The 23,251-nt window shown below is 72.4% G+C and carries 22 protein-coding genes; 13 read left to right on the plus strand and 9 right to left on the minus strand.

Annotated features, from left to right (window positions below):
• Positions 1-46: 46 nt before the first annotated feature.
• Genes ACVKXF_RS15390 through ACVKXF_RS15405 form a run of 4 tightly spaced genes read right to left on the minus strand, consistent with a single transcriptional unit; the run spans position 47 to position 4,116 of the window.
• On the minus strand, positions 47-1,099 hold the full coding sequence (locus ACVKXF_RS15390) for a sugar phosphate isomerase/epimerase family protein (protein ID WP_340196565.1): 1,053 nt from the start codon (positions 1,097-1,099) through the stop codon (positions 47-49).
• 34 nt (positions 1,100-1,133) lie between these two features.
• Entirely contained in the window at positions 1,134-2,234 is a 1,101-nt protein-coding gene (locus tag ACVKXF_RS15395) for a Gfo/Idh/MocA family protein (protein WP_456796251.1), read from the minus strand.
• Entirely contained in the window at positions 2,231-2,938 is a 708-nt protein-coding gene (locus tag ACVKXF_RS15400) for a ThuA domain-containing protein (protein ID WP_456796252.1), read from the minus strand. The genes ACVKXF_RS15395 and ACVKXF_RS15400 overlap by 4 nt, the downstream gene beginning before the upstream one ends.
• Positions 2,935-4,116, minus strand: a complete 1,182-nt coding sequence (locus ACVKXF_RS15405) for a Gfo/Idh/MocA family protein (RefSeq protein ID WP_456796253.1) — start codon at positions 4,114-4,116, stop codon at positions 2,935-2,937. The genes ACVKXF_RS15400 and ACVKXF_RS15405 overlap by 4 nt, the downstream gene beginning before the upstream one ends.
• Before the next feature lie 97 nt (positions 4,117-4,213).
• Between ACVKXF_RS15405 and xylA the strand changes: the two genes are divergently transcribed.
• Genes xylA through ACVKXF_RS15420 form a run of 3 tightly spaced genes read left to right on the plus strand, consistent with a single transcriptional unit; the run spans position 4,214 to position 7,903 of the window.
• Positions 4,214-5,404: a xylose isomerase gene (xylA, locus tag ACVKXF_RS15410; RefSeq protein ID WP_123313236.1), complete on the plus strand. Its 1,191-nt coding sequence runs from the start codon at positions 4,214-4,216 to the stop codon at positions 5,402-5,404.
• Positions 5,405-5,416: 12 nt separating this feature from the next.
• Positions 5,417-6,886 (plus strand): xylulokinase, encoded by a 1,470-nt coding sequence (locus ACVKXF_RS15415; protein WP_456796254.1) that lies wholly within the window; start codon positions 5,417-5,419, stop codon positions 6,884-6,886.
• A 12-nt stretch (positions 6,887-6,898) separates the two neighbouring features.
• The gene (locus ACVKXF_RS15420) at positions 6,899-7,903 is read left to right on the plus strand and encodes an acetylxylan esterase (protein WP_456796255.1); all 1,005 of its coding nucleotides are present in this window, start codon (positions 6,899-6,901) and stop codon (positions 7,901-7,903) included.
• Between the two features lie 78 nt (positions 7,904-7,981).
• Here ACVKXF_RS15420 and ACVKXF_RS15425 read toward each other — a convergent pair whose 3' ends face one another.
• Positions 7,982-8,896 carry a phosphotransferase gene (locus tag ACVKXF_RS15425; RefSeq protein ID WP_456796256.1) on the minus strand — a complete coding sequence of 305 codons (915 nt, stop codon included), beginning with the start codon at positions 8,894-8,896 and terminating at the stop codon, positions 7,982-7,984.
• Between the two features lie 89 nt (positions 8,897-8,985).
• On the opposite strand from ACVKXF_RS15425, the gene ACVKXF_RS15430 reads away from it, so the two are divergent.
• Complete coding sequence (locus ACVKXF_RS15430; protein ID WP_456796257.1) at positions 8,986-9,438, plus strand: DinB family protein; 453 nt, start codon at positions 8,986-8,988, stop codon at positions 9,436-9,438.
• Positions 9,439-9,476: 38 nt separating this feature from the next.
• Here ACVKXF_RS15430 and ACVKXF_RS15435 read toward each other — a convergent pair whose 3' ends face one another.
• Positions 9,477-10,427 carry a helix-turn-helix domain-containing protein gene (locus ACVKXF_RS15435; RefSeq protein WP_456796258.1) on the minus strand — a complete coding sequence of 317 codons (951 nt, stop codon included), beginning with the start codon at positions 10,425-10,427 and terminating at the stop codon, positions 9,477-9,479.
• 254 nt (positions 10,428-10,681) lie between these two features.
• Between ACVKXF_RS15435 and ACVKXF_RS15440 the strand changes: the two genes are divergently transcribed.
• The 8 genes from ACVKXF_RS15440 to ACVKXF_RS15475 all read left to right on the plus strand — a co-directional run bounded on the left by ACVKXF_RS15440 (position 10,682) and on the right by ACVKXF_RS15475 (position 18,107).
• Positions 10,682-10,903: a hypothetical protein gene (locus tag ACVKXF_RS15440; protein WP_456796259.1), complete on the plus strand. Its 222-nt coding sequence runs from the start codon at positions 10,682-10,684 to the stop codon at positions 10,901-10,903.
• An 85-nt stretch (positions 10,904-10,988) separates the two neighbouring features.
• Positions 10,989-11,585: a TetR/AcrR family transcriptional regulator gene (locus ACVKXF_RS15445; RefSeq protein WP_396290334.1), complete on the plus strand. Its 597-nt coding sequence runs from the start codon at positions 10,989-10,991 to the stop codon at positions 11,583-11,585.
• A gap of 49 nt (positions 11,586-11,634) precedes the next feature.
• A complete protein-coding gene (locus tag ACVKXF_RS15450; RefSeq protein ID WP_396290333.1) occupies positions 11,635-13,257 on the plus strand; it encodes a long-chain-fatty-acid--CoA ligase in 1,623 nt (540 codons plus the stop codon).
• Positions 13,258-13,269: 12 nt separating this feature from the next.
• Positions 13,270-14,283 carry a glycosyl hydrolase family 18 protein gene (locus ACVKXF_RS15455; protein WP_456796260.1) on the plus strand — a complete coding sequence of 338 codons (1,014 nt, stop codon included), beginning with the start codon at positions 13,270-13,272 and terminating at the stop codon, positions 14,281-14,283.
• A gap of 56 nt (positions 14,284-14,339) precedes the next feature.
• Positions 14,340-15,191, plus strand: coding sequence for an alpha/beta fold hydrolase (locus tag ACVKXF_RS15460; RefSeq protein ID WP_456796261.1), 852 nt, complete (start codon positions 14,340-14,342; stop codon positions 15,189-15,191).
• Complete coding sequence (locus ACVKXF_RS15465; RefSeq protein ID WP_456796262.1) at positions 15,184-15,789, plus strand: TetR/AcrR family transcriptional regulator; 606 nt, start codon at positions 15,184-15,186, stop codon at positions 15,787-15,789. Before ACVKXF_RS15460 ends, ACVKXF_RS15465 begins: the two co-directional genes overlap by 8 nt.
• 93 nt (positions 15,790-15,882) lie before the next feature.
• Entirely contained in the window at positions 15,883-17,550 is a 1,668-nt protein-coding gene (locus ACVKXF_RS15470) for a putative Ig domain-containing protein (RefSeq protein ID WP_456796263.1), read from the plus strand.
• 65 nt (positions 17,551-17,615) lie between these two features.
• Entirely contained in the window at positions 17,616-18,107 is a 492-nt protein-coding gene (locus ACVKXF_RS15475) for a VanZ family protein (RefSeq protein WP_456796264.1), read from the plus strand.
• A gap of 13 nt (positions 18,108-18,120) precedes the next feature.
• Here the strand turns inward: ACVKXF_RS15475 and ACVKXF_RS15480 are convergent, their stop codons facing one another.
• Positions 18,121-18,969: an SGNH/GDSL hydrolase family protein gene (locus ACVKXF_RS15480; RefSeq protein ID WP_456796265.1), complete on the minus strand. Its 849-nt coding sequence runs from the start codon at positions 18,967-18,969 to the stop codon at positions 18,121-18,123.
• A 141-nt stretch (positions 18,970-19,110) separates the two neighbouring features.
• On the opposite strand from ACVKXF_RS15480, the gene ACVKXF_RS15485 reads away from it, so the two are divergent.
• Complete coding sequence (locus tag ACVKXF_RS15485) at positions 19,111-20,034, plus strand: TolB family protein (RefSeq protein ID WP_456796266.1); 924 nt, start codon at positions 19,111-19,113, stop codon at positions 20,032-20,034.
• Between the two features lie 128 nt (positions 20,035-20,162).
• Here ACVKXF_RS15485 and ACVKXF_RS15490 read toward each other — a convergent pair whose 3' ends face one another.
• Positions 20,163-20,633: a heme-degrading domain-containing protein gene (locus ACVKXF_RS15490; protein WP_456796267.1), complete on the minus strand. Its 471-nt coding sequence runs from the start codon at positions 20,631-20,633 to the stop codon at positions 20,163-20,165.
• Between the two features lie 145 nt (positions 20,634-20,778).
• A complete protein-coding gene (locus ACVKXF_RS15495) occupies positions 20,779-23,232 on the minus strand; it encodes a beta-glucosidase (RefSeq protein WP_456796277.1) in 2,454 nt (817 codons plus the stop codon).
• Positions 23,233-23,251: the final 19 nt, after the last annotated feature.

Here is a 23,251-nt window from a genome sequence, read left to right on the forward strand (position 1 = left end):
TCACCAGGTACGCCCGGAACGACCCCGCCGCCGCCCTCGCGCACGCTCACGCCCGCGACCGCGAGAACGCGGCGTCGAACGCGGCCGACGGCGGCGCGATCGTGCCGAGCTGCCGGACGAACGCCAGCGCCTCCGGGCCGCCGACGAGCCGGTCCATGCCGGCGTCCTCCCACTCGACGCTGGTGGGTCCGGTGTAGCCGATGTGGTTCAGCACGCGGAACACCCGCTCCCACGGCACGTCACCGTGTCCGGCGGTCACGAAGTCCCACCCGCGTCGGGGGTCGCCCCACGGCAGGTGCGACCCGAGCCGGCCGTTGCGTCCGTCGAGCTGCTTCACCGACTCCTTGCAGTGCACGTGGTAGACGCGGTCGGCGAAGTCGAGCAGGAACGCGGCGGGATCGAGGTCCTGCCAGACGAAGTGGGACGGGTCGAAGTTGAAGCCGAACGCCGGCCGGTCCGCGAAGAGCTCCAGCGTGCGACGAGCGGTCCAGTAGTCGTAGGCGATCTCGGACGGGTGCACCTCGAGCGCGAAGCGGACCCCGACCTCTTCGAAGACGTCGATGATCGGCGACCAGCGGTCGTGGAAGTCCTGGTACCCGGCGTCGATCATGGACGGGGGCACGGGTGGGAACCCGGCGACGGTCTTCCAGATCGACGAGCCGGAGAACCCGGTGACGGTGTCCACCCCGAGTGCCGCGGCGGCACGGGCGGTCCACTGCAGTTCCTCGGCCGCGCGCTGCCGGACGCCCTCGGGGTCGCCGTCGCCCCAGACGTGCGGCGGCAGGATGTCCTCGTGCCGCTGGTCGATGGGGTCGTCGCACACGGCCTGGCCGACCAGGTGGTTCGCGATCGTCCACACCTGCAGTCCGTTGCGTTCCAGGATCGCCCTGCGGTCGGCGACGTACGAGGGGTCCGTCGCGGCGCGCCGGACGTCCAGGTGGTCGCCCCAGCAGGCGATCTCGAGTCCGTCGTACCCCCAGTCGCCGGCGAGCCGGGCGACCTCCTCGAAGGGCAGGTCGGCCCACTGTCCGGTGAACAGCGTGACCGGCCGGGAGGCCCGGGTCGGCTCCGTCTGGTCGCTCGCGTCCGTCGTCGTCATCGTCGTCGTCCTTCCGTGCGGTGGTCAGGGTCCGTCACCAGGATCCGGGGGTGGACCCGGCGGGGACGGTGGCGGGTCGGTCGACGCGCGAGTGCACGTCGACGACCGTGTGGACGCGGGCGGCGGCCGAGACGGCCTCCATGACCTCGAGCACGTGGAACGCGAGGTCGCCGGAGGCCCGGTGCGGCTGGTCCGTCGCGATCGCGTGGGCCATGTCGGCGAGGCCGTAGCCGCGACCGGCGTCGGCGTACCCGGCGGCGACGGGCAGCTCGCGCCACGTGCGGTCGTCCGCGGTGGCGATCGACACCGGGTCCGAGAACCGGTTGGGATCCGGGACGCCGAGCGTGCCGGCCGTGCCGTACACCTCGAAGAGCGGCGCGCGGGTGGCCCAGACCTCGAACGAGACGGTGACGGTCGAGACCACACCGTTCTCGTGTTCGAGGATCGCGACCACGTGGGTGTCGATGTCGACCGGGATCGACGTGCCGGCGTTCGGTCCGGTCGCGATCGTCCGCTCGCGAGTGGAACGCGTGGCGCTGCCGCTCACCCGGACGACCGGCCCGAAGAACGTGACGAGGCTGGTCAGGTAGTAGGGGCCCATGTCGAGCAGCGGTCCACCACCGGGCTGGTAGTAGAACGCGGGTGCCGGGTGCCAGAGCTCGTGGCCGGGGGCGCTCCAGGCGACGGCCGCGCCGACCGGGGTGCCGATCAGCCCGTCGTCGAGGGCGGCCAGAGCGGTCTGGATGCCGGTGCCGAGCACGGTGTCCGGGGCACTGCCGACCCGGAGGCCCGCGGCCCGGGCTGCATCGAGTACCGGTTCGGCCTCGGCCGTGGACATCGCCAGGGGCTTCTCGCCGTAGACGTGCTTGCCGGCGGCGAGCGCCCGGGTCGCGACGTCGGCGTGGGCGGCGGGGATCGTGAGGTTGAGCACGACGTCGACGTCGTCGGCTGCGAGCAGCTCGTCGACGCTCGTGCCGCGCACGCCCTGTGCGGCGCCGACCGTCTGCGCCCGGTCGACGTCGAGGTCGGCGACCGCCACGAGCGACAGTCCGGGCAGCGCCGGGAAGTGCTCGAAGTACTGCTGGCTGATCACGCCGACCCCGACGACGCCGACCCGCAGTGCTCGTTCGTTCATCGTGCTGCCCACAGGAGTCCCCGTTCGATGATGGTGCGGAGTGGCTGCGACTCGACGACCTCGAGGCGGTGTCCGGGCGCCGAGACGAACACGCGGCCCTCGCCCCACTGCCGTGTCCAGATCGCCGGTGCGGTGACCGGTCGGTTCCAGGCGTCGAAGTCGCGCGCGTCCTGGGTGGTGGTCGCGAGGACGTCGTTGTACTCGTCGGACAGCACCCAGTACTGCTCGGTGACGAGGTCGAAGTCCTCGATGCCCTGCGTGATCGGGTGCGACCGGCCGAGGTCGGTGAGGTGCACCGTGTACGGGATGTAGTTGTCGGACTGTTCACCGACGCGCTCGTCGGGGTGCTTGCCGGCGTGGTGGGCGAACTGTCCGCCGACCATGTGCAGGTAATCGGCGGTGTTCCGGAACGCGTCCGCGATGCCGCCGTGCCAGCCGGCCAGTCCGGCGCCGCCCAGGACCGCGCGCTGCAGCCCGGCGAACTCGTCGTCGGCGATGGTCGACATGGTGACGATCTGCACGATCAGGTCGACCTCGTCCATGACGGCGGCGTCGGCGTAGACGGCCGTCGAGTCCGACACCCGGACCGCGAACCCGTTCTCGCGCAGGAACGGGACGAACAGGTCGGTGGTCTCGACGGGCTGGTGGCCGTCCCATCCCCCGCGGACGACCAGGGCCAGGCGGGTACGGTCGGCGGCGGTCACGAGGTCGCCGTCCAGCTGCTGCCGTCGGCGGCGCTGCGTTCGACGGCGTCGAGCACGCGCTGCACGTGCAGGCCGTCCTCGAACGAGGGCGACGGGTCGGTGCCGGACACGATCGCCTCGACGAAGTCCTTCACCTGGTGGCTGAAGGTGTGCTCGTAGCCGATGAGGTGTCCGGTGGGCCACCACGCCGCCATGTAGGGGTGCTCGGGTTCGGTGACCAGGATCCGGCGGAAGCCCTGCTCCCCCGCGGGGGCCGACGACTCGTACAACCGCAGTTCGTTCATGGACTCCAGGTCGAACTGGATCGCGCCCTCGGACCCGCTGATCTCGAGCGTCAGGCCGTTCTTCCGGCCGGTGGCGTAGCGCGTGGCCTCGAACGTGCCGATGGCTCCGTCGGCCGCGCCGCCTCCGAGTCGGGCGGTGAAGAACGCGGCGTCGTCGACGGTGACCTGGCCGCGCTCGCTCGACGCGGTGCCGGAGAGCCCGACCCCCTCGGCCATCAGCGGACGTTCGGTCACGAAGGTCTCGAGGGTGCCGGACACGGTGGCGAGCGACGAACCGGTGACGTGCTCGACGAGGTCGATCGCGTGCGCGCCGATGTCGCCGAGCGCACCGGAGCCGGCCTGCTCCTTGTCGAGCCGCCAGGTCATCGGGCCGTCCTCGTCGGCGAGCCAGTCCTGCAGGTAGAGCGCACGGACCTGGCGCACGGTGCCGATCCGGCCGTCCTGCACGAGCTGCCGGGCGAACGCGATGGCCGGCACGCGGCGGTAGCTGAACCCGACCATGGCACGGACCCCGTGCGACCGGGCGGCAGCGGCTGCGGCGGTCATCGCCTCGGCCTGTTCGACGGTGTTGGCGAGCGGCTTCTCGCACAGGACGTGCTTGCCGGCCTCGAGCGCGGCGATCGCGATCTCGACGTGCGACGAACCGGGCGACACGATGTCGACGACGTCGATGTCGGGGTCGGCCACGACGGCACGCCAGTCGGTCGACGCCGACTGCCAGCCGTGCTGCGCACGGGCGCTCTCGGTGCGTTCCGGGTCGCGCCCGACGATCACCGCCATCTCGGGTTCGACCCCGAGGTCGAAGAACCTGGGGGCGGTCCGCCATGCCTGTGAGTGCGCGGCCCCCATGAAGCCGTGTCCCACCATGGCGATCCGCAGTCGTTCCTGTGCCATCCGCTCGCTCCTTTGCGATCACGTCCTTGCCACAGCCAACACTACCGCTTATGTTGGGCGCGGCAACATTTTGTTTCGACGACGAACGGTGACCACCATGGCAACGACGCCCACCCGTGCAGACAAGTTCTCCTTCGGTCTCTGGACCATCGGATACAACGGCTCCGACCCCTTCGGCGGGCCCACCCGTCCGGCCCTCGACGTGGTCGAGGCGGTCGAGAAGCTCGACGAGCTCGGCGCCTACGGCCTGACCTTCCACGACGACGACCTGTTCGCGTTCGGTTCCACCGACGCCGAGCGCCAGACCCAGATCGACCGCCTCAAGGGCGCGCTCGACGCCACCGGCCTCATCGTGCCGATGGTGACGACGAACCTGTTCTCCGCCCCCGTGTTCAAGGACGGCGGCTTCACCTCGAACGATCGGCAGGTCCGCCGGTTCGCACTCCGCAAGGTCCTGCGCAACATCGACCTCGCCGCCGAGCTCGGCGCGTCGACGTTCGTGATGTGGGGCGGCCGCGAAGGCTCCGAGTACGACAGCGCGAAGGACGTGCAGGCCGCGCTCGAGCGGTACCGCGAAGCCGTCAACCTGCTCGCCGACTACGTCACCGACAAGGGCTACGGCATCCGCTTCGCCATCGAGCCGAAGCCGAACGAGCCCCGCGGCGACATCCTGCTGCCGACCCTCGGCCACGCGATCGCGTTCACCGAGACCCTCGAGCGCCCGGAGCTGTTCGGCATCAACCCCGAGGTCGGTCACGAGCAGATGGCGGGCCTGAACTTCACGGCCGGCATCGCCCAGGCGCTCTACCAGGGCAAGCTCTTCCACATCGACCTGAACGGCCAGCGCGGCATCAAGTACGACCAGGACCTGGTGTTCGGACACGGCGACCTGCAGAACGCGTTCTCGCTCGTCGACCTGCTCGAGCACGGTTCGCCGCAGGGCGGCCAGGCGTACGACGGCCCGCGCCACTTCGACTACAAGCCGAGCCGCACCGAGGACATCTCGGGCGTCTGGGACTCGGCCGCCGCGAACATGCGCATGTACCTGCTCCTCAAGGAGCGCGCACAGGCCTTCCGCGCCGACCCCGAGGTGCAGGCCGCACTCGAGGCCTCGAAGGTCGGAGAGCTCAGCACGCCGACCCTGAACGACGGCGAGTCCTACGACGCCTTCCTGTCCGACCGCTCGGCGTACGAGGACTTCGACGCCGACGCGTACTTCGGCGGCAAGGGCTTCGGCTTCGTCCGGCTGCAGCAGCTCGCCATCGAGCACCTGCTCGGCGCGCGCTGACGGGCTGCGGGGATGACACAGCTCGTCGCCGGCGTCGACTCGTCGACCCAGTCCTGCAAGGTCACCGTCCGCGACGCCGCGACGGGCGCCGTCGTCCGTGAGGGGCGTGCGTCCCACCCGGACGGCACGTCCGTCGACCCCCGCCACTGGTGGGACGCCCTCGGCGCCGCGATCGCGGACGCCGGTGGGCTCGCCGACGTCGGTGCGGTCGCGATCGCCGGGCAGCAGCACGGCATGGTCGCGCTCGACGCCGACGGTCGCGTGGTCCGCGACGCCCTGCTCTGGAACGACGTGCGCAGTGCGGATGCAGCCGCGCAGATGGTCGACGAGCTCGGACGGGAGGCGTGGGTCACCCGGACGGGTCTGGTGCCGGTCGCGTCGTTCACCGGTACCAAGCTGCGGTGGCTCCGCGACGCCGAGCCGGACAACGCCGGCCGCGTCGCGGCCGTCGCGCTCCCCCACGACTGGTTGTCGTGGCGGCTGCGCGGGTACGGCCCGGTCGACGAGAGTCCGCTCGGGCCGGACCTGGACGCCCTGGCGACCGACGCCTCGGACGCCAGCGGCACGGCCTACTGGGACCCGGTGCGCCGGGAGTACGACCCGGAGCTGTTCGAACTGGCGCTCGGCCGCCCGATGCGCGTCGCCGGGTCGGAGCCGGCCGCGGACACCGTCGTCGTGCCACGCGTCGTCGCGCACGACGAGGCGATGGGGACGCTCACCGTCGACGTGACTCTTCCGAGCGGCCGGGCCGCACCGGCTGGCCTGCTCGTCGGCGCAGGACTCGGCGACAACGCCGGGGCGGCACTCGGCCTCGGGCTCGGCCCGGGCGACGTCGCGGTGTCCCTGGGGACCAGCGGAACGGTCTTCGGCGTCACCGGTACCGACGTCCTGGACCCGAGCGGGACCGTGGCGGGCTTCGCCGACGGAACCGGGTCGCGCCTCCCGATCGTCACGACGCTCAACGCGGCCCGCGTGCTCGAGGTGATCGGCGGCCTGCTCGGCGTCGACCACGACGCGCTCGGCGAGCTGGCGCTGCAGGCGCCCGCCGGGGCCGACGGCCTGGTCCTGGTGCCGTACTTCGTCGGCGAGCGCACGCCCAACCGGCCGGACGCGACCGCCTCGCTGCTCGGGATGACCCCGGGCACGACGGACCGACCGCACCTGGCGCGCGCCGCGGTGGAGGGCATGCTGTGCGCCCTGGCCGACGGGCTCGCCGCGGTCGAGGGCACCGGCGTGACCGTCTCGCGACTGCTGCTCATCGGCGGCGCGGCACGGAACGAAGCCGTCCGGACCGTCGCCGCGCAGGTGTTCGGGCGGGACGTGCTGATCCCGGAACCCGGCGAGTACGTGGCGTCCGGGGCCGCGCGGCAGGCAGCATGGGTGCTGACCGGCACGCTGCCGTCGTGGGACACCGCGACGACGACCGTGCCGGCGGACCCGCACCCCGAGGTGCTCGAGCAGTACCGCGCCGCGACGCGCTGACCGAGGAGACCCATGGCACGCACCGACCTCCCGCTCGACGAACTCCGTCGGTACCGCCCCGCGGTCCGGCGACCGGCCGACTTCGACGCGTTCTGGGCGGACACGATCACCGCGGCCCGGGCGGCCGGAGCAGGGACGGCTCCCGTCCTCGCTCCGGCCGACACCCCGGTGACCGGACTCGTCGTCGAGGACCTGACGTTCCCGGGCTTCGCCGGCGACCCGGTGCGCGCCTGGGTCTCCCGTCCGCTCGCCGGTCGTGACACCGCGCTGCCCGTCGTCGTCGAGTTCCTCGGCTACGGCGGCGGCCGCGGGCGCCCCGGCGAACGGGTGCACTGGGCCCTCGCCGGGTACGTGCACGTCGTCATGGACACCCGCGGCCAGGGCAGCGGGTGGGCCGGCGGCGACACCCCCGACCCGCACGGCTCCGGACCGCACGCGAGCGGGTGGATGACGAGCGGCATCGGCTCCCCCGCCGACCACTACTACCGCCGCGTGTACACCGACGCCGTCCGCCTGGTCGACGCCGTGCGGACGCTGCCCGGTGTCGACCCGGCACGCATCGCCCTGACCGGCGGCAGCCAGGGCGGCGGCATCGCCATCGCCGCCGCCGCACTGGTCGAGGCCCACGTCGGACCGATCACCGCGGTGCTGCCCGACGTCGCGTTCCTGTGCGACTGGGAGGGCGGCACGGACGTCGCCGTCGGCGGCCCGTACCTGGAACTCGCGACCTACCTGTCCGTGCACCGCGACGCAGCCGAGACCGTGTGGGACACCGCGGCGTACTTCGACGGGGCGAACCACGCCGCCGGCATCACCGCACCGGCGCTGTTCTCCGTGGCCCTGATGGACGACGTCGTCCCGCCGCGCACCACCTTCGCCGCCTTCAACGCACTCGGGTCGGCCGACGCGCTCGGACCGGCCGACCGCCGGATCGAGGTGTACCCGTACAACGGGCACGAGGGCGGCGGCTTCCGGCAGTGGGAGCGGCAGGTGGCGTTCCTGCGCGCGCGGGCGTGACGGCAGCTCCACGCTTCCGGTGCGGACACGCCTCCCGCGACCGTTCGCCGCTCCCGGGCCGCCGCGCTCGCCTGCCGCTCACTCGCTCGACACGCGCTCGATGCGCTCGAGACCGACCCGGCACCGGCCGACGTACTCGGCGTACAGGTCCGGCCGTCGGTCTCTCGCCCACCGGGTCACGTCGACGAGGTGCAGCGCCGTGAGCGACGCCAGCGTCGCGTGGCCAGCCGGGGTGGCCAGCCCGGCGGCAGCGGTGAACTCGTCGTACTCGGCCCGCGAGATCGTCCCGTCGACGAACGCCCACTCGAACACCCGACGAGCGTCGGTCCACGGTGACGGGCCGGTCTCGGCAGCACCCCAGTCGATGAGCACGGGCGCACGCTCCGGTCCCCGTGCGATCAGGTTCCGCGGAGCCAGGTCGCCGTGCGCGAGTCCGAACGCGAAGCGCTCCGCGGCCAGCCGTTCGACGTGCCTCCGGAGCGCGCCGGCCGAGGCGTAGGCCCCGTCGTGGCGGAGTGGATCGTCCGCGACGAGCGCCGCGATGTTGTAGGCCAGGTGCGCCGACCACGCCTGGGCCAGGTCGGTGCCGAACCGGGTGTACAGCGACGACGGCGCCTCCCCCAGGTCGATCGAGGCGACGGTGCGCGCGGACGACCCGAGCCACGTCCAGGGGCGATCAATCGGCCGCGGGTCGGGTGCGACGTACTCGGACACGATGAAGGGGACGCCGTCCTGGACGCCGTGGTCGAGGGGACGAGCGACCGAGATGCCCGCTGCGGCAGCTGCCCGCGCGGCCCACGCCTCGACGGGGAACTCGTCCGAGCGCAGTGGATCGACGGGGAACCGCACGACGACGTCGGCACCGACCGCTCGGCGCACGCGGTACGTGTGGTTCACGGATCCGCCCGGCAGCCGTTCGGTCTGGTCGGCCGAGCTCCCGACGGCGCGCAGGACCGCGTCCAGTCGGTGGCGGTGGGTGTCGTCGTCGAGCACGCACCCATCATGGCCGCAGCGGACACCGCTGTGCCGCCGACGCGGGACGACCACTGGCGGAGCAAACCGACCGCGGCGCATCATGGACCATGGACAGTGCACAACGCGACGTCCTCGACCTGTTCGAGTACGCCGCCGGACGGCTCCTCGAGCGGTTGGCCGGGCTCACCGATGACGAGTGGGCGTGGCGCCCGGTCGCGGCCGACCCCGACGTGACCATCCGTTGGCGTCTCGACCACCTCGTCGACACGCTCACGGACGACCGGAACCGCGTGTGGCTGGGTCTCGTCCCCTCGCCGACGGACGCGGTTCCACCACCCCCGGACTCCGCGTCGGCAGCGTTGGAGGCTCTGAGCGCCGCCGTCTCGGGGTTCAGCGACCTGGTGCGGACCCTCGACGACGCGGCCGCCGAACCGATCGGCGCGGTGGCCGGCGAGTACGGAGCCGCCACTCGACGGTCCTTCGTCCTGCACGTCGTCGACGAACTCGTCCACCACGGAGCGGAGGCGGCCCTGATCCGCGACCTGTACGCAGCTCGCTGACCGCTGACTCCGCGCGCGGAGACGACCCCCTGCCGACGTCACACTCGACGCATCGTGTCCCGGGGGTACTCGCCGTGCCGGTCGAGGTACGCGGCCGAGAACCGGCCGGCGTGGGCGAACCCCCACTGCCGGGCCACCTCGGCGATGCTCGTCGCCGCCGGGTCGGCGTGCAGGAGCTCGTCGCGCACCCGGTCGAGACGAACCCCGCGCAGGTAGCCGTTCGGGCTGACGCCGAGCTGCCGCTGGAACGCCTGCTGCAGTGCACGCAGACTCAGGGAGGCGACCTCGGCCAGGTCGGTGCTCGTGATCGGCAGATGCGCGTGCTCGTGCACGTACTCGACGGCCCGGCGGATGTGCGCGTTGCGCGGGAGCAGGAGCTCGTCCGGCAGGGTGGCCGAGACGACCGGGTAGAGCTCGAGCAGGGCCAGCGCTCCCAGCCGGCCCATCTCCGCCTGCAGGAGCGGCGAGACCTGCCGGTCGAGCACGGTGTGCGAGATGAGCTTGACCGTGTTCCGCCACATCGTCACCGCGCGGTCGTCGGGCTGCACGGTGTGGTCGAGCTGCACCGCGCCCGAGGCCGCACCGCGTTCGCCGGCGACCTCCTCGAGCGAAGCCCGGTTGATCTGGACGAGCCGCTGGTCGTAGTCCTGGTAGGTGAACGCGGCGCCGTCCTGCGGCCACAGCTGTGGTCGGCCCGGGGCGCTGACGAGGCGGTCGTCACCCTCGCCGATGAAGCCGGTGCCGCGGGTGATCCACTGCACCACGAAGTCGTCCGACGGGGTCATCACGCCGTCGAGGTGCCCGTCGAACCGGATCGCGCGCAGCGTCATCGTCGTGTCGCCGACCGCCGAGTACCGGAACGTGAAGGGCTGCGCGGTGGTCTCGGCGCGCCACTCGGAGGCGTCGTACGCCCCGACCAGGAAGTCGCGTGCTTCGTCGACGTCAGCGGACCGGACGTCGTCCTGCACGCGCGCTCGTTCATCTGTCATCGGTTCACCGAGTGCAGTGTGACGGACCGGGGGCCAGCCGTCCGCACCGCTGTCCGAGAAGCGCTCCCGACGGCCTCCTGCGCGTGGAACGGATGCTGGATCCGGTGCGGCGATGTCCGGATTCCGACCGACGGGCTGCGTCCGACATCCGCGATCCGCCGACTCCTCGGTCCTGGCGCACACGGCCGGTCCCGCTGCTCCTACGGTCGATTCATCCGGTGGCAACGGGCCGCGCAGGAGAACACGAGGACGACATGACCGCCCTGACCGCAATCCCGGTCCACCCCATCAGCGCACCGAGGCAGGCCTTCGAGTCGGTCTCGACGACGAGCCGACAGGACCGCCACCGCGGCACCTTCACGGAGCTCCGGGACCTCCAGCGTCAGCGCATGCTGCAGATCGCCGCGGTCAGCACCGGCATCGTCTCCGTGAGCGCCCTCGCTTCCGCCGCCGCCGTGCTCGGGCTCTCCGCGTGATCCGCGACGGCTCCGCGGTCGAGGACGTCCGCACCCAGGCCATCGACATGACAGCGCTCTTCGCAGAACAGGAACGTCTCGAAGCATGACGCTCCTCACACTCACGCCCCCGGTCGCCGAGACGCCCGCACAGCGCACCGCTTCCAAGGCCGCCGACGACCTCTTCACGGCGCACGGCGTGATCCCGGTCCGCTTCGAGGACGTCGCCGCCCACGCGGGCATGAGCGTGGACGAGCTGACGTCCGCCTACCCGAGCAAGCAGGCCCTCGTCGTCGCGGTGCTGCGACGCTGGCACGGCGCCTGGCGTCGAGCCCTGGACCACATCGCCACCACCTCGGCGGATCCGCGCGACGAGATCCTCGGCATCTTCAGCTACCTGGAGGAGTGCTTCGCCGACGAGGGCTGGCGGGGCTGCGCGTTCATCAACGGACACGCCGAACTCGGCCGGCAGGACCCGGAGATCGCCGCGCTCGCCGCCGAACACTTCCGCGACGTCGAGAGCCACCTCACGCTGCTCTGCACCCGGGCGGACATGCCGGCGCACATCGCCGAGACCCTGTCGTTGCTGGTCGAGGGCGCTCGGGTCGAATCAGCCGTGCAGGGCTCGGCGAAGCCCGCCCGGAGTGCGCGGCTCGGTGCGGCCATGCTCATGTCGGTGTTCGAGGAGCGCACGGCCTTCTGACCGCACGTATGATCCGGGGAACCACTCGTCACCGAAGACGGAGACCGGAATGACGCGCACCACCCCCACCGCCGCCGCTCACCACGGCGCCACACGACCGACCCGGGCCACCGCATCGGTCGCCGCGATCCTGGCCGAGTCCGCCGCGCGGTACCCGGACGACGTCGCCGTGATCGTCGGCGACCACCGCACCACCTACGCCGAGCTCTGGTCGGAGACCCTCGCCTACGCCGGAGCGCTCCGCGCCCGCGGGGTCACCGAGGGATCACGCGTGGCGATGCTCGTGCCGAACGTCGCCGACTTCGCCCGCGTCTACTACGCCACGCTCGCGCTCGGGGCCGTCGTGGTCCCCGTGCACGCGCTGCTCAAGCGGCGCGAGATCGAGTACCTGCTGCAGGACAGCGGCGCGATGCTGCTCGTCTGCGCCGCTCCGCTGCTCGCCGAAGGTGCGGCCGGGGCCGAGCTCGCCGGCGTCGACGTCGTCACCGTCCTCGCACCGGCCGACCACGACGACCACGACGGCCCGGACCGCCTCGAGGCCCTCGCCGCGGCGGCCGAGCCCCTCGACACCTACGTCCCCCGCGACCCCTTCGACACGGCGACGATCCTGTACACGAGCGGAACCACCGGCAAGCCCAAGGGCGCCGAGGGGTCCCACTTCGCCCTGCTCGAACAGGTCAACACGAACCTGATGAGCACCTTCGACATGCACCGCGGGGACGTCCTGCTCGGCGCGCTCCCGCTGTTCCACACCTTCGGTCAGACCTGCACGATGAACACCGGGTTCCGCACCGGCGCCACCATCGTGATGCTCCCGAAGTTCGACGGCGACGCCGCGTTGTCGGCGATGGTCGAGCACGGCTGCGAGATCTTCATGGGCGTGCCGACGATGTACATGGCGCTGCTCGACGCCGCGACCCGCAACGACGCCCGCCCGACCCTGCGCTACGCGATCTCGGGCGGCGCCTCGTTGCCGTTGGCCGTGCTCGAACGGTTCCAGTCCGTGTTCGACGCGCCGATCCACGAGGGCTACGGCCTCACCGAGACCTCACCCGTCGCGACCTTCAACCACGTCGGCACCGCGCCGCGTCCCGGCACGATCGGCACACCGGTCTGGGGTGTCGACGTCGAGATCGCCGACCCCGCCACGCCCGACGCGATCGTGCTGCTGCCGCACGGCGAGATCGGCGAGCTCGTCATCCGCGGGCACAACCTGATGAACGGGTACCTGGACCGTCCGGCGGACACCGACGCGGCGATCGTCGACGGCTGGTTCCGCACCGGCGACCTGGGCACGAAGGACGACGACGGGTACCTGACGATCGTCGACCGCACGAAGGACATGATCATCCGCAACGGCTACAACGTGTACCCGCGGCAGGTCGAAGAGGTACTGGCGACGCACCCGGACGTCACCATGGCGGCGGTCTTCGGCGTGCCGCACGAACTGCACGGCCAGGAGATCGAGGCCGCCGTGGTGCTCCGCGCCGGCGCGACCGTCAGCGCCGACGAGCTCGTCCGCTTCGTGTCGGACGAGATCGCGGCGTACAAGTTCCCGCGCGTCGTGCACGTGGTCGACGCCCTGCCCCTCGGGCCGAGCGGTAAGGTCCTGAAGCGGACCCTGGTCGACCGGTTCAGCGCACCGGTGGACGCGGCGGCCGCACCGGCCTGACACACTCGGCACGTGATCACCAGCCCGCGTTCCGTCCTCCTCGCCATCGTCCTGACAGCGGGGCTCGTCCTGACCGGCTGCGCAGGCCCGGCGAACGCGCGGTCCAGTACGCCCGACTGGTTCGACGTGACCGGCTTCCAGCCGGAGGGCGCCGACCCCGCGCTGATCGACACGAACGCCTCGGCGATGGACGTCGTCGGCGTCGACGGCCTGCTGCTGAGCCGGACCGGCACGCGTGTCACGACGCCGTCCCGCGAAGCCAGGACGCAGCGCAACCGCGCGCACGCCCGCGGTCTCGAGGCGCAGCTGCTCGTCAGCAACTACGCCGACGGCGACTTCAGCGAACCGATCGCGCGCCGGATGCTCCGGTCCCCCGCCAACCGGTCCCACGTCGTCCGCGCACTCGCCACCGACGTGCGTTCCGGTGGGTGGGACTCGATCATGATCGACCTCGAGGCGTTGACCGCGGCGGACCGGCCCGGGTTGACGGCGTTCGCGCGGGAGCTCCGCGCGGCGGTCGGTGACGACGTGCGGCTCGACATCGCCCTGTCCGCGTCGACGACCGCGGCCGGCTACGCGCGCATGGGGTACGACGTCCGGGCACTCAGCGCCCCGCTGGACCACCTCACCCTGATGGCCTACGACCAGCACGGTCCGTGGGAACCGAACGCTCCGGGCCCGGTCGGGTCGCTGCGCTGGGCGTCGAAGTCGGCCAGGGCACTCGCCGCCCTCGCGCCCGCCGACCAGATCCTGCTCGGCGTCGCCGGGTACGGCTACCACTGGAAGGGGCCGCGGCCGGCGGGGCAGCTGTCCGACGACCAGGCCCGTCGACGTGTCCGGAAGGCCCACATCACCCCGACGTGGAACACCACGGTCGGCGAGTGGACCGCCACCCTGCCCAGCGGCGAGGTGCTGTGGTGGTCGGACGCGCGGTCGCTGCGTGAGCGCGTGGCCCTCGCCGAGCGACTCGGTCTGACCGGGGTGGCCGTCTGGTCCCTGGACCTCTCCGACACCCTCGGGGGTTGACTCGGTCGGCTAATGGTCTTAGCTTATAGCTAACACACTTAGCCATGGAGGCAGTCATGCTCGAACACCTGCGCACCGACGAAGGCACCATCGCGTACGACGTCAGCGGCGACGGCCCGCTCGTCGTCCTCGCACACGGCATGGGCGACAGCCGGCACGCCTACCGGTTCATCGTCCCCGAGCTCGTCGCCGCCGGCTACCGGGTGGCGAACGTCGACATCCGCGGGTGCGGCGACTCGAGCGCCGACTGGACGTCGTACCAGCGCGCCGACATCGCTCGCGACCTGGTCGCCGTCGTCCGGCACCTCGGCGGCCCCGCGGTCATCGTCGGGCAGTCGATCAGCGGCGGAGCGGCCACCATCGCCGCCGCCGACGCCCCCGACGTCGTCGCCGGCATCGTCGAGCTGGCGCCGTTCACCCGCAAGCAGGCCCTCGACCTCGGCGGCCTGCTGCGGAACCGCCGACACCGCACGGGCACGTTCCAGCTCGCCAAGGTGATGGCGACCGGCAGCCTCGCCGGCTGGCTCGCCTACCTGGACATCGCCGTGCCGACGAAGCCGGTCGACTGGACCGAGGAGCGCGCACGCATCGAGTCGACGTTGCGCCAGCCGGAGCGGATGGCGGTCCTCCGCGCGATGACGAAGACCTCGCCCGCCGACGCCGGCGCCCGACTGCCGGACGTCCGCTGCCCCGTCCTGGTGATCGAGGGCAGTGACGACCCGGACTGGGCCGTCCCCCGCGCCGAGGGCGAGCGGGTCCTGGCCGACCTGCCCGACGGACTCGGCGAGCTGGCCGTCATCGACGGCGCGGGCCACTACCCGCACACGGAGACCCCGACCGACGTCCTCGCGCTCGTGATCCCGTTCCTCGGCCGCACCCTCGCGCCCGTCGGTGGCCACCGTGGCTAGGGCCGGGCTCGACCCCGCCGCCGTCACCACCGCGGCCGCCGAACTCGCCGACGAGATCGGACTCGCGCGGCTGAGCATGAGCGTCGTCGCCGAACGACTCGGCGTGAAGTCGCCGTCGCTGTACAAGCACGTCGACGGGCTCACCGACCTGACCCGCCGGATCGCCGTCCTCGCTGCGAACGAACTCGGCGACGACCTGCGCGACGCGATGCAGGGGCTCGCCGGCCGTGACGCCGTCGAGGCCGCGGCGCAGACCGTCCGCCGGTACGTGCAGCGGCACCCCGGCCGGTACGAGGCGACGGTCGGGATCCGTCCCACCGGTCCGGACGACCCGTTGGCCGTTGCCCTGGAGCGCACCCTCGCCTCCTTCGGAGCGGCGCTGCGCGGCTACGGACTCGACCCCGCCGACGAGGTGCACGCGCTCCGGTTGCTGCGCAGTGTCCTGCACGGCTTCGCGACCATCGAGACATCCGGTGGGTTCCAGATGCGCACTGACGTCGACGCGAGCTTCGGGTGGATCATCGCGTTCCTCGACCGGGGGTTCCGCGCGACGACCGCCCCCAGTCATGGTCACGATTCGGACTCTCCGTCGGTCTGAAGCGGTCACTGGCCCTACGATCCGAAGACGCCTGAGCTTTCTCGGCTGATCCACACGATCCGGCACCCGACCGGACACGATCCAGGGGGACCCGTGCGCCACAGCGCCTCCACCGTCCGACGCGCCTGCGCCGTCGGCACCACCGCAGCCCTCGTCGCGCTGACGACCGGCCTCGGCCTCGTCACCGCGACGGCCGCCCACGCCGAGCCGGCGACCGATCCGACGGCGTCGACCGCGACGTCCGCTCCCGCCGCGACCGACACCCCGGCACCGACCGCGGACGAAGTGACCGGACCGACGACCGACGCCCCGGCACCGAGTTCGGCCGAGACCGCACCGGCCGCCGAGACCGGAGCAACTCCCGAGCCGACCGCACCAGCGGTCGACGAGGCGCTCCCGGCCGCTCCGACCCCCACCGTCCCGCCGCCCACCCCGACGGACGCACCGACCGCGCAGCAGCCCGTCGCCCCCGCCGTCACCATCACCGGCGACACGGAGGTCGGTTCCGTGCTCACCGCCGTCCCCACCGGTTTCGACGAGGACGGCGCGTTCCGGTACGTCTGGACCGAGGTCGGTTCCACCGCCGTGCTGGCGACGAGCGGCTCGTACACGATCGACGCCGCGCAGGCCGGGGAGCAGCTGACGGTCCAGGTCACCGGCGCCCTGTCGGACGGATCGACGGCGACCGTGTCCGCGACCTCGACCGCCGTCACCCAGGACCCGGTGTTCGTCGACGCCGCGGGCGAGCCGGTCACCGCAGGCACGGAGCAGGACGACGCCCTCCCCCTGCAGGCCACCGCCGGCGAGCCGTTCTCGTACACCTTCCGGGCGCAGGGCTCCCCCGCCCCGACGTACGAGCTCGCCTGGTACTCCGGCGACGACGACGGCGACGTCGTCATGACGAAGTCGCAGGCAGCGGCACTCGACGCGGGCAGCTCCAGCGGCCCCGGCTGGACGATCGGGTTCGGCTTCCAACCGGACGACACGGACGAGGAGTTCGGGCCGGAGATCCAGCTGCCCGACGGCATCACCTTCGACGCCGCCACCGGGGAGCTGAGCGGTACCGCGACGACGGCGTCCTGGTACCAGTTCGCGGTCACGGCCACGAGCGGCACCGAGTCGGTCACGCAGTACGTCGAGCTGACCGTCGACCCGGCCGCTGCGTTCGGCGTCCAGGTCTTCACCCTCGACGCGGAGTCGATCGACGCGCCGAAGAAGACGATGTGGATCATCGGCACGGACGGCACCGTCCTGACCGTGAAGCTCACCACCGACGAGGACGGCTCCTTCGGGGGTCTCGACGTCGTGGACGGTGGACGTCCGACGGTCGCGCAAGGCGGAACACTCGTCGTCTCCGGCAACCTGGTCGACCGTTTCGGGAACCCGATCGACTTCGCCGACGAGGATGGCAACCCCGCCTGGACGCCGATCGTCACCTCGGACGTCGCCAGTGACGTGATCGCGCCCTACACCGAGTTCGACGCCGAGAGCGCTGTCGGCGTCACCTTCCCGCACGCCTCGACGCACACCCTGACCGTCGGCGGCGAGGGGCTGCAGAGCACCTCGTTCCCGGTCGACGTGCGCCCCACCGCACCGACGGTGCCGACCGTCGCGGTCGCGGGAGCGACCCCGACCACGGGGCAGCTCGCCTACACCGGCTCGGACGCCGTCGGCGCCCTGCCGTGGGCGGCCGGCCTCGTCCTGGTCGGCGCCGGCCTGCTCGGCGCACGCGCAGTGCGCCGTCGTCGCGCCGCGCTCTGATCCGACACCCCTGAGTGACGGGACGCCCGGTGCCAGCTGGCACCGGGCCTCCTGTCCGGAGATCCATGCTCTCGACCCTGCTCATCGACGTCCCGTGGCTCGCGTTCGGCGTGCTGATCGCGGTCATCGTCGTCGCGCCCGTCGTGGGCGTCTGGCTGGCGCGCGTGCCGCGGCTCACCGCCGTGCTGTTCGGCCTCGCCGTGGTCGTGACGCTCGCGCTCACGCTGTCGCCCGACGGCGCTCCCCGGTCCGCCGTCACCTGCGCCGCCGGGCTGCCGTACCTGGCACCGACCGCGGTCGAGTCGACGGCCAACGTGCTGTTGTTCGTGCCGGTCGCGTTCCTGGCCGGGGTGCGGTGGCGGCGCCCGGTCCTCGCGGCCGTCGGCGCCAGCGCGTTCTCCGTCCTCGTCGAGGTCGTCCAGGCGGTCGTCCCCGTGATCGGTCGGGCGTGCGACACGAGTGACTGGATCACGAACACCATCGGCGCCGTGGTCGGCGGGGTACTCGCTGCCGTCTCCGTGCAGTGGGCACGTCGGCGCGTGGCGCGGGCCGGCTGAACCGACCCTCGACTCAGCCCTTCGCGCCCTCGACGGCGATGTGGATGGCCTGCTGCATCCGGACCGAGACCTTCTTCGACATCGCGACGGTCGGGTGGGTGCCGTCGATCGTGCGGTTCGACGGCCATCCGCCGTTCAGCTGCCGGTCCGCCGCCCACGGATCGACGAACAGGTAGCCGTTGGTGAGCGCGTAGTTCTGCAGGTCACGGTTCAGTATCTCGCCCTGCTTGCGACGGTCGATGTGCTTCTTGCCGTACTTCGTGACGTTCGACGGAGCGATCGCCGCGATGACGACGTGCCGGGCCCCGACCTTGTGGACCACCTTGCCGATGTTCTGCGTGATCGTCGTGCTGCTGCGGGCGTAGCGGATGTCGTTCGTGCCGGCCATGACGACGAGCACGTCGGCGTCCCGTGCCGAGACGTTCGTCAGGATCCGTGGGACGGTGGCGCCACCGATCGCGGTTCCGCCGATGTTCGTGAGCGTCTTGTCGTTCAGCTGCCGCATCCACGAGCCGTCCATCGCGGTCAGCGAGTCTCCGGCGTAGGTGACCGAGATCGTCGACGGCGTCGGCGTCGGCTTCGGCGTCGCCGTGGGCTTCGGCGTCGCGGTCCGCACCGTGGGCGCGGGCGTCACGGTCGGCACCGCGGTCGGCACCGCGGGCGCGGGCGTCCGAGTCGGCACCGCGGGCGCGGGCGTCTCGACCGGAGCCGACGTCGTCGGCGTGGCCGTCGGGGTCGCGATCGACGACTCCACGGCGGTCGCGGTGTTCGGGATCGCGGCGAGCAGGACACCGGCGACGACGACGACCGAGGTGGTGGCGGCGATGAACGGCAGGCGGGAGGGGCGCTGGGAGTGCGGCAACGTGAGCTTTCGTCTCGGGTACGAATCCGATCAGCCTACGGGTCCCGAAGACGCGTCATCATCCCCAACGCGGGGGGCGGACGACGACCGCCACCCGGTCGTGTCGTCGCGAGCCGACGCCCCCTGTGGAACAGTGTGCCCATGCCCTTCGACGACGAAGCCCCGGGTCGCGTGCTCGCACCGGGCCAGACCTGCCGGATCCGGATCTGGCGCCGAGCCGACCGCAGCGTGACCACCGTGCACGAGTCCGCCGAGCGACTGTACGAAGCGCCGAACTGGACCGCCGACGGCCGGCTCGTCCTCAACGCCGACGGTGTCCTCTGGACGATGCCGGCCGACGGCGCCGCAGCTCCGGAGCGTGTCGTGATCGAGGGCGTCCCGCCCCTGAACAACGACCACGTGCTCGACCCCGACGGCGTCACCGTGTACGTCAGCGCGAACGACTTCCACATCTGGAGCGCCCCGCTCGCCGGGGGCCCTGCGACCCGGGTCACCGCGGACGACGGCTGCCTGCACTTCCTGCACGGTGTCAGCTCCGACGGCTCCGAACTCGCGTACGTCCGGCTCGATCCCTCCGGCGAGGATGTGTGGTCCTCGGGCACGATCCGGGTGATGGGCGTCGACGGCACCGCGGACCGGGCCGTGACGACCGAGCCCGCCGCCGCCGACGGCCCGGAGTGGACCCCGGACGGTGCGTGGATCCTGTTCAACACCGAGCAGTTCGAAGCGACGCCGGGACACGCGCAGATCGCTCGGGTCCGATCGGACGGCACCGGGATCGAGCAGCTCACCGTCGACGAGCACGTCAACTGGTTCCCGCACCCCGCCCCGACCGACGACGCCGCCGTCTATCTTTCGTTCCCGCCCGGCACCGAGGGGCACCCGGCCGACAAGCGCGTGCGGCTGCGCCTCGTCACCGGTGACGGCTCCGTCAGCACCTGGGGACCCGAGGCCTGGCAGGCCGCCGAGACCATCGTCGAGCTCGACGGCGGGCAGGGCACGCTCAACGTCAACGGGTGGGCTCCCGACGGGTCTGCCGTCGCCTTCGTCGACTACCCCGCCTGATCACGCGGGGACGATTCCGCCGTCGCGTCCGTCCACCGGCGTCCCCCGGTTCCGAGATCGTCGCATCTCGGGGCGCGCTGGGGCCGTCCGCGGAACCTCGGGGAACGTGAGCGGCGAGTCCTGGAACCTCACGCCCGCGAACGCGAGGCGATGAAGGCGCGCAGGCCAGCGACGACCAGGTCGTGGTCCTCCATCGAGGACAGGCCGGAGGCCGTCGCGGCCGCGACCACACCGGCACCGCGGACCCGGATCGGGAACGACCCGCCGGTGACGGCGTACTCGGCGCCGAGCCACCCGATCGCAGCGGGATCGACCCCGGCGGCGGACAACCGGGCGTCGACGAGGGCACTCGACTGCTCCATCCGGAGCACGACCGCGGCCTTGCGGTCGATCCAGACGTGCTGGTCCGGGGTGATGCCCGGGGTCGCTGCGCGGAACACCCCGAGGCCAGGCCTGCGGATGTCGATGCCGACGGCGTGGCCGGCCTCGTGGGCGATGCCGCGGATCAGCGAGCCCAGGTCCCAGGCGTCGTCGTGGGTGAACGCGTCGAGGACGAGGTCGCGCTCCTGCTGTTCGAGGGTGGTGATGAGGTCGGACATCGTCGTCTCCTGCTCAGCCCGCGGCGATCGGTGCGCGGGCGGTGTCGATGTCTCGGGGATCGAGACCGGTACGACATGGTCGACGTCGTACGACGACCATGGTGTCGTACGACGTCGACCTGCGGTGAGGTGGCACGGTGTCGCCTCAGCCCACCGACCACTCCACGACGCGTGGGTCGTCGAGCGTGACCTCGTGCACCGGCCCGGTCACGTCGACCGTGGCGCGCTCCGTGGCGGAGCCGGGGACGGGCGGTCGGACCGGCCCACCGCCGGACGCGACGATCCCGCCTGCTGGCACCGGGCCTCCCGGTCGTGACGCCGCCGCGTGGGACGCGACCCAGACCTGCACGTCCCCGGGTTCGACTACCTTGCGCATCTGCCGGTCGGTGAACGCGAACCGCTGGACGGGCACCCGGAAGCGGACCCGCGTGGACTCCCCCGCGGCGAGCGCGACGCGCGCGTAGCCGAGCAGCTGGACTTCGGGTCGGGTGACGCTGCCGTGCACGTCGTGGCCGTAGAGCTGGACGACGTCCTCGCCGTCGCGGGAACCGGTGTTGCGGACGGTCACGGACGCCTCGAACCCGGCGTCGGAACGGACGGACGCGTCGACGACCAGGTCGTCGTACGCGAACGACGTGTAGCCGAGGCCGAAGCCGAACGGACGGACCGGGGTCGAGTCGGCGGCGGTGACGTCGGACGGGCCGCCGAGCCGCGGGTGCAGGTACGTGTACGGCTGCGCGCCGGCGGCCCGCGGGAGCGAGACGGGCAGGCGGCCGGACGGCGAGGCGGCGCCGGTGAGCAGGTCGGCGATGGCGGTGCCGCCCTCCTCGCCGGGGAAGAAGGCCTGCACGACGGCGGCGGGACGGAGCGAGCCGTCGGCACCGTGGTCGGCCCCGGCGACGCCGTCGCCGGCATCGGCCCCGGCCCCGGCGACGCCGTCGCCGTCGAGCGCCCACCCGATCGCGTACGGCCGCCCGGTCAGCAGCACCATCACGGTGGGGGTGCCGCTGGCGACGACCGCCTCGACGAGCTCGCGCTGCACGCCGGGCAGGTCGAGCGACTCGGTGTCGTTCCCCTCGCCGACCGTGCCGCGGCCGAACAGTCCGGCCTGGTCGCCGACGACGACGACCGCGACGTCGGACGCGGCGGCCACGGCGACGGCGTCGTCGAACCCGGCACGGTCGGACCCGGTGACGGCGCAGCCCGCGGCGAAGCGCACGGCGTCCTCGCCGAGGGCGTCGACCATCGCCTCGCGCACGGTCGGGATGGCAAAGCCGAGCGGCAGGTCGGGGTGCGAGGCGAGCACGTGGTTCGCGAAGGAGTAGCAGCCCTGCAGCGCCTCGGCGCGGTCGGCGTTCGGGCCGATGACGGCGACGGACGCACCGGCGCGCAGCGGCAGGACCGGCGCGGCGGTGCCGGTGCCGGTCCCCGTCCCGGTCCCGGTCCCGGTCCCGGTGCCAGCCGCGCCGCGCGAGTCGTTCGACAACAGGACCAGCGACCGCGCCGCCAACTGCTTCGCCAACGAGCGGTGCAGCGGGGTGTCCAGGTCGATCCCGGTCGGCGGTTCGTCCTCGAACGCCTGCGGGTCGAGCAGGCCCAGGCGCTCCTTCTGCCGCAGCACCCGCAGGACGGCGCGGTCGACCATTGCCTCGTCGAGCAGTCCGGACCGGACCCGCTCGACGAGCGGCGCCAGGTACGCGTCACCCGTCGGCAGCTCGACGTCGATGCCGGCCTCGAGTGCCAGCGCCGCAGCCTCGCCACGATCGGCGGCGATGCCGTGCATGACCTCGAGGAACGCGACCGAGAAGTAGTCCGCGACGACGGTGCCGTCGAACCCGAGCTCGTCACGCAGCAGGCCGGTCAGCAGTTCGCCGTTCGCCGCGACGGGGACGCCGTCGATCTCGGCGTAGGAGTTCATGACGCTCCGGGCGCCACCGTCGCGCAGCGCCATCACGAACGGCGGCAGGTACACGTCGGCGACCTCGCGGGGTCCGGCGTGCACGGGCGCGTGGTTCCGCCCCGCCTGTGACGCCGAGTACCCGAGGAAGTGCTTGAGCGTCGCGTCGACGCCGGCCGACTGCAGGCCCCGCACGTAGGCGGTCCCCACGGTGCCGACCAGGTACGGGTCCTCGCCGATGCACTCGTCGACCCGACCCCAGCGGGGGTCGCGGACCACGTCGAGGACCGGCGCGAGTCCCTGGTGGACGCCGAGCTGCCGCATCGACGCGCCGATGGCGGCGCCGACCTGCTCGACCAGGTCCGGGTCGAAGGCCGCGCCCCAGGCCAGCGGAGTGGGGAACGTCGCGGCCTTCCAGGCGGCGAGTCCGGTCAGGCACTCCTCGTGCACGAGCGCGGGGATCCCGAGTCGGGTTTCGCGCGTGAGTCGCCGCTGTTCCGCCCACAACCACGCCGCGCGGTCGTCGGGTTCGACCGGTCGGGTGCCGTAGACGCGGGTGAACTGGCCGATGCCGTCGCGGGTGATGTCCGCCAGCGTGCGGCCGTCGGCGGCCGCCGCCATCTCACCCTGCATGGGTGCGACGACGCCGTCCTGGTCGAGCCAGTAGCCGACGAGCTGCGCCGCCTTCTCGTCGAGGGTCATGGCGGCCAGCAGGGTGGTC

It is taken from the genome of Curtobacterium sp. PvP017 (assembly GCF_054060195.1).

What these genes read in the sequence shown, in the direction of transcription:
- ACVKXF_RS15390 (WP_340196565.1), bottom strand. Translation starts at nt 1,099, where the DNA reads ATGACGACGACGGACGCGAGCGACCAGACGGAGCCGACCCGGGCCTCC.
- ACVKXF_RS15395 (WP_456796251.1), bottom strand. Translation starts at nt 2,234, where the DNA reads ATGAACGAACGAGCACTGCGGGTCGGCGTCGTCGGGGTCGGCGTGATC.
- ACVKXF_RS15405 (WP_456796253.1), bottom strand. Translation starts at nt 4,116, where the DNA reads ATGGCACAGGAACGACTGCGGATCGCCATGGTGGGACACGGCTTCATG.
- xylA (WP_123313236.1), top strand. Translation starts at nt 4,214, where the DNA reads ATGGCAACGACGCCCACCCGTGCAGACAAGTTCTCCTTCGGTCTCTGG.
- ACVKXF_RS15415 (WP_456796254.1), top strand. Translation starts at nt 5,417, where the DNA reads ATGACACAGCTCGTCGCCGGCGTCGACTCGTCGACCCAGTCCTGCAAG.
- ACVKXF_RS15420 (WP_456796255.1), top strand. Translation starts at nt 6,899, where the DNA reads ATGGCACGCACCGACCTCCCGCTCGACGAACTCCGTCGGTACCGCCCC.
- ACVKXF_RS15430 (WP_456796257.1), top strand. Translation starts at nt 8,986, where the DNA reads ATGGACAGTGCACAACGCGACGTCCTCGACCTGTTCGAGTACGCCGCC.
- ACVKXF_RS15435 (WP_456796258.1), bottom strand. Translation starts at nt 10,427, where the DNA reads ATGACAGATGAACGAGCGCGCGTGCAGGACGACGTCCGGTCCGCTGAC.
- ACVKXF_RS15440 (WP_456796259.1), top strand. Translation starts at nt 10,682, where the DNA reads ATGACCGCCCTGACCGCAATCCCGGTCCACCCCATCAGCGCACCGAGG.
- ACVKXF_RS15445 (WP_396290334.1), top strand. Translation starts at nt 10,989, where the DNA reads ATGACGCTCCTCACACTCACGCCCCCGGTCGCCGAGACGCCCGCACAG.
- ACVKXF_RS15450 (WP_396290333.1), top strand. Translation starts at nt 11,635, where the DNA reads ATGACGCGCACCACCCCCACCGCCGCCGCTCACCACGGCGCCACACGA.
- ACVKXF_RS15460 (WP_456796261.1), top strand. Translation starts at nt 14,340, where the DNA reads ATGCTCGAACACCTGCGCACCGACGAAGGCACCATCGCGTACGACGTC.
- ACVKXF_RS15475 (WP_456796264.1), top strand. Translation starts at nt 17,616, where the DNA reads ATGCTCTCGACCCTGCTCATCGACGTCCCGTGGCTCGCGTTCGGCGTG.
- ACVKXF_RS15485 (WP_456796266.1), top strand. Translation starts at nt 19,111, where the DNA reads ATGCCCTTCGACGACGAAGCCCCGGGTCGCGTGCTCGCACCGGGCCAG.
- ACVKXF_RS15490 (WP_456796267.1), bottom strand. Translation starts at nt 20,633, where the DNA reads ATGTCCGACCTCATCACCACCCTCGAACAGCAGGAGCGCGACCTCGTC.
- ACVKXF_RS15495 (WP_456796277.1), bottom strand. Translation starts at nt 23,232, where the DNA reads ATGACCCTCGACGAGAAGGCGGCGCAGCTCGTCGGCTACTGGCTCGAC.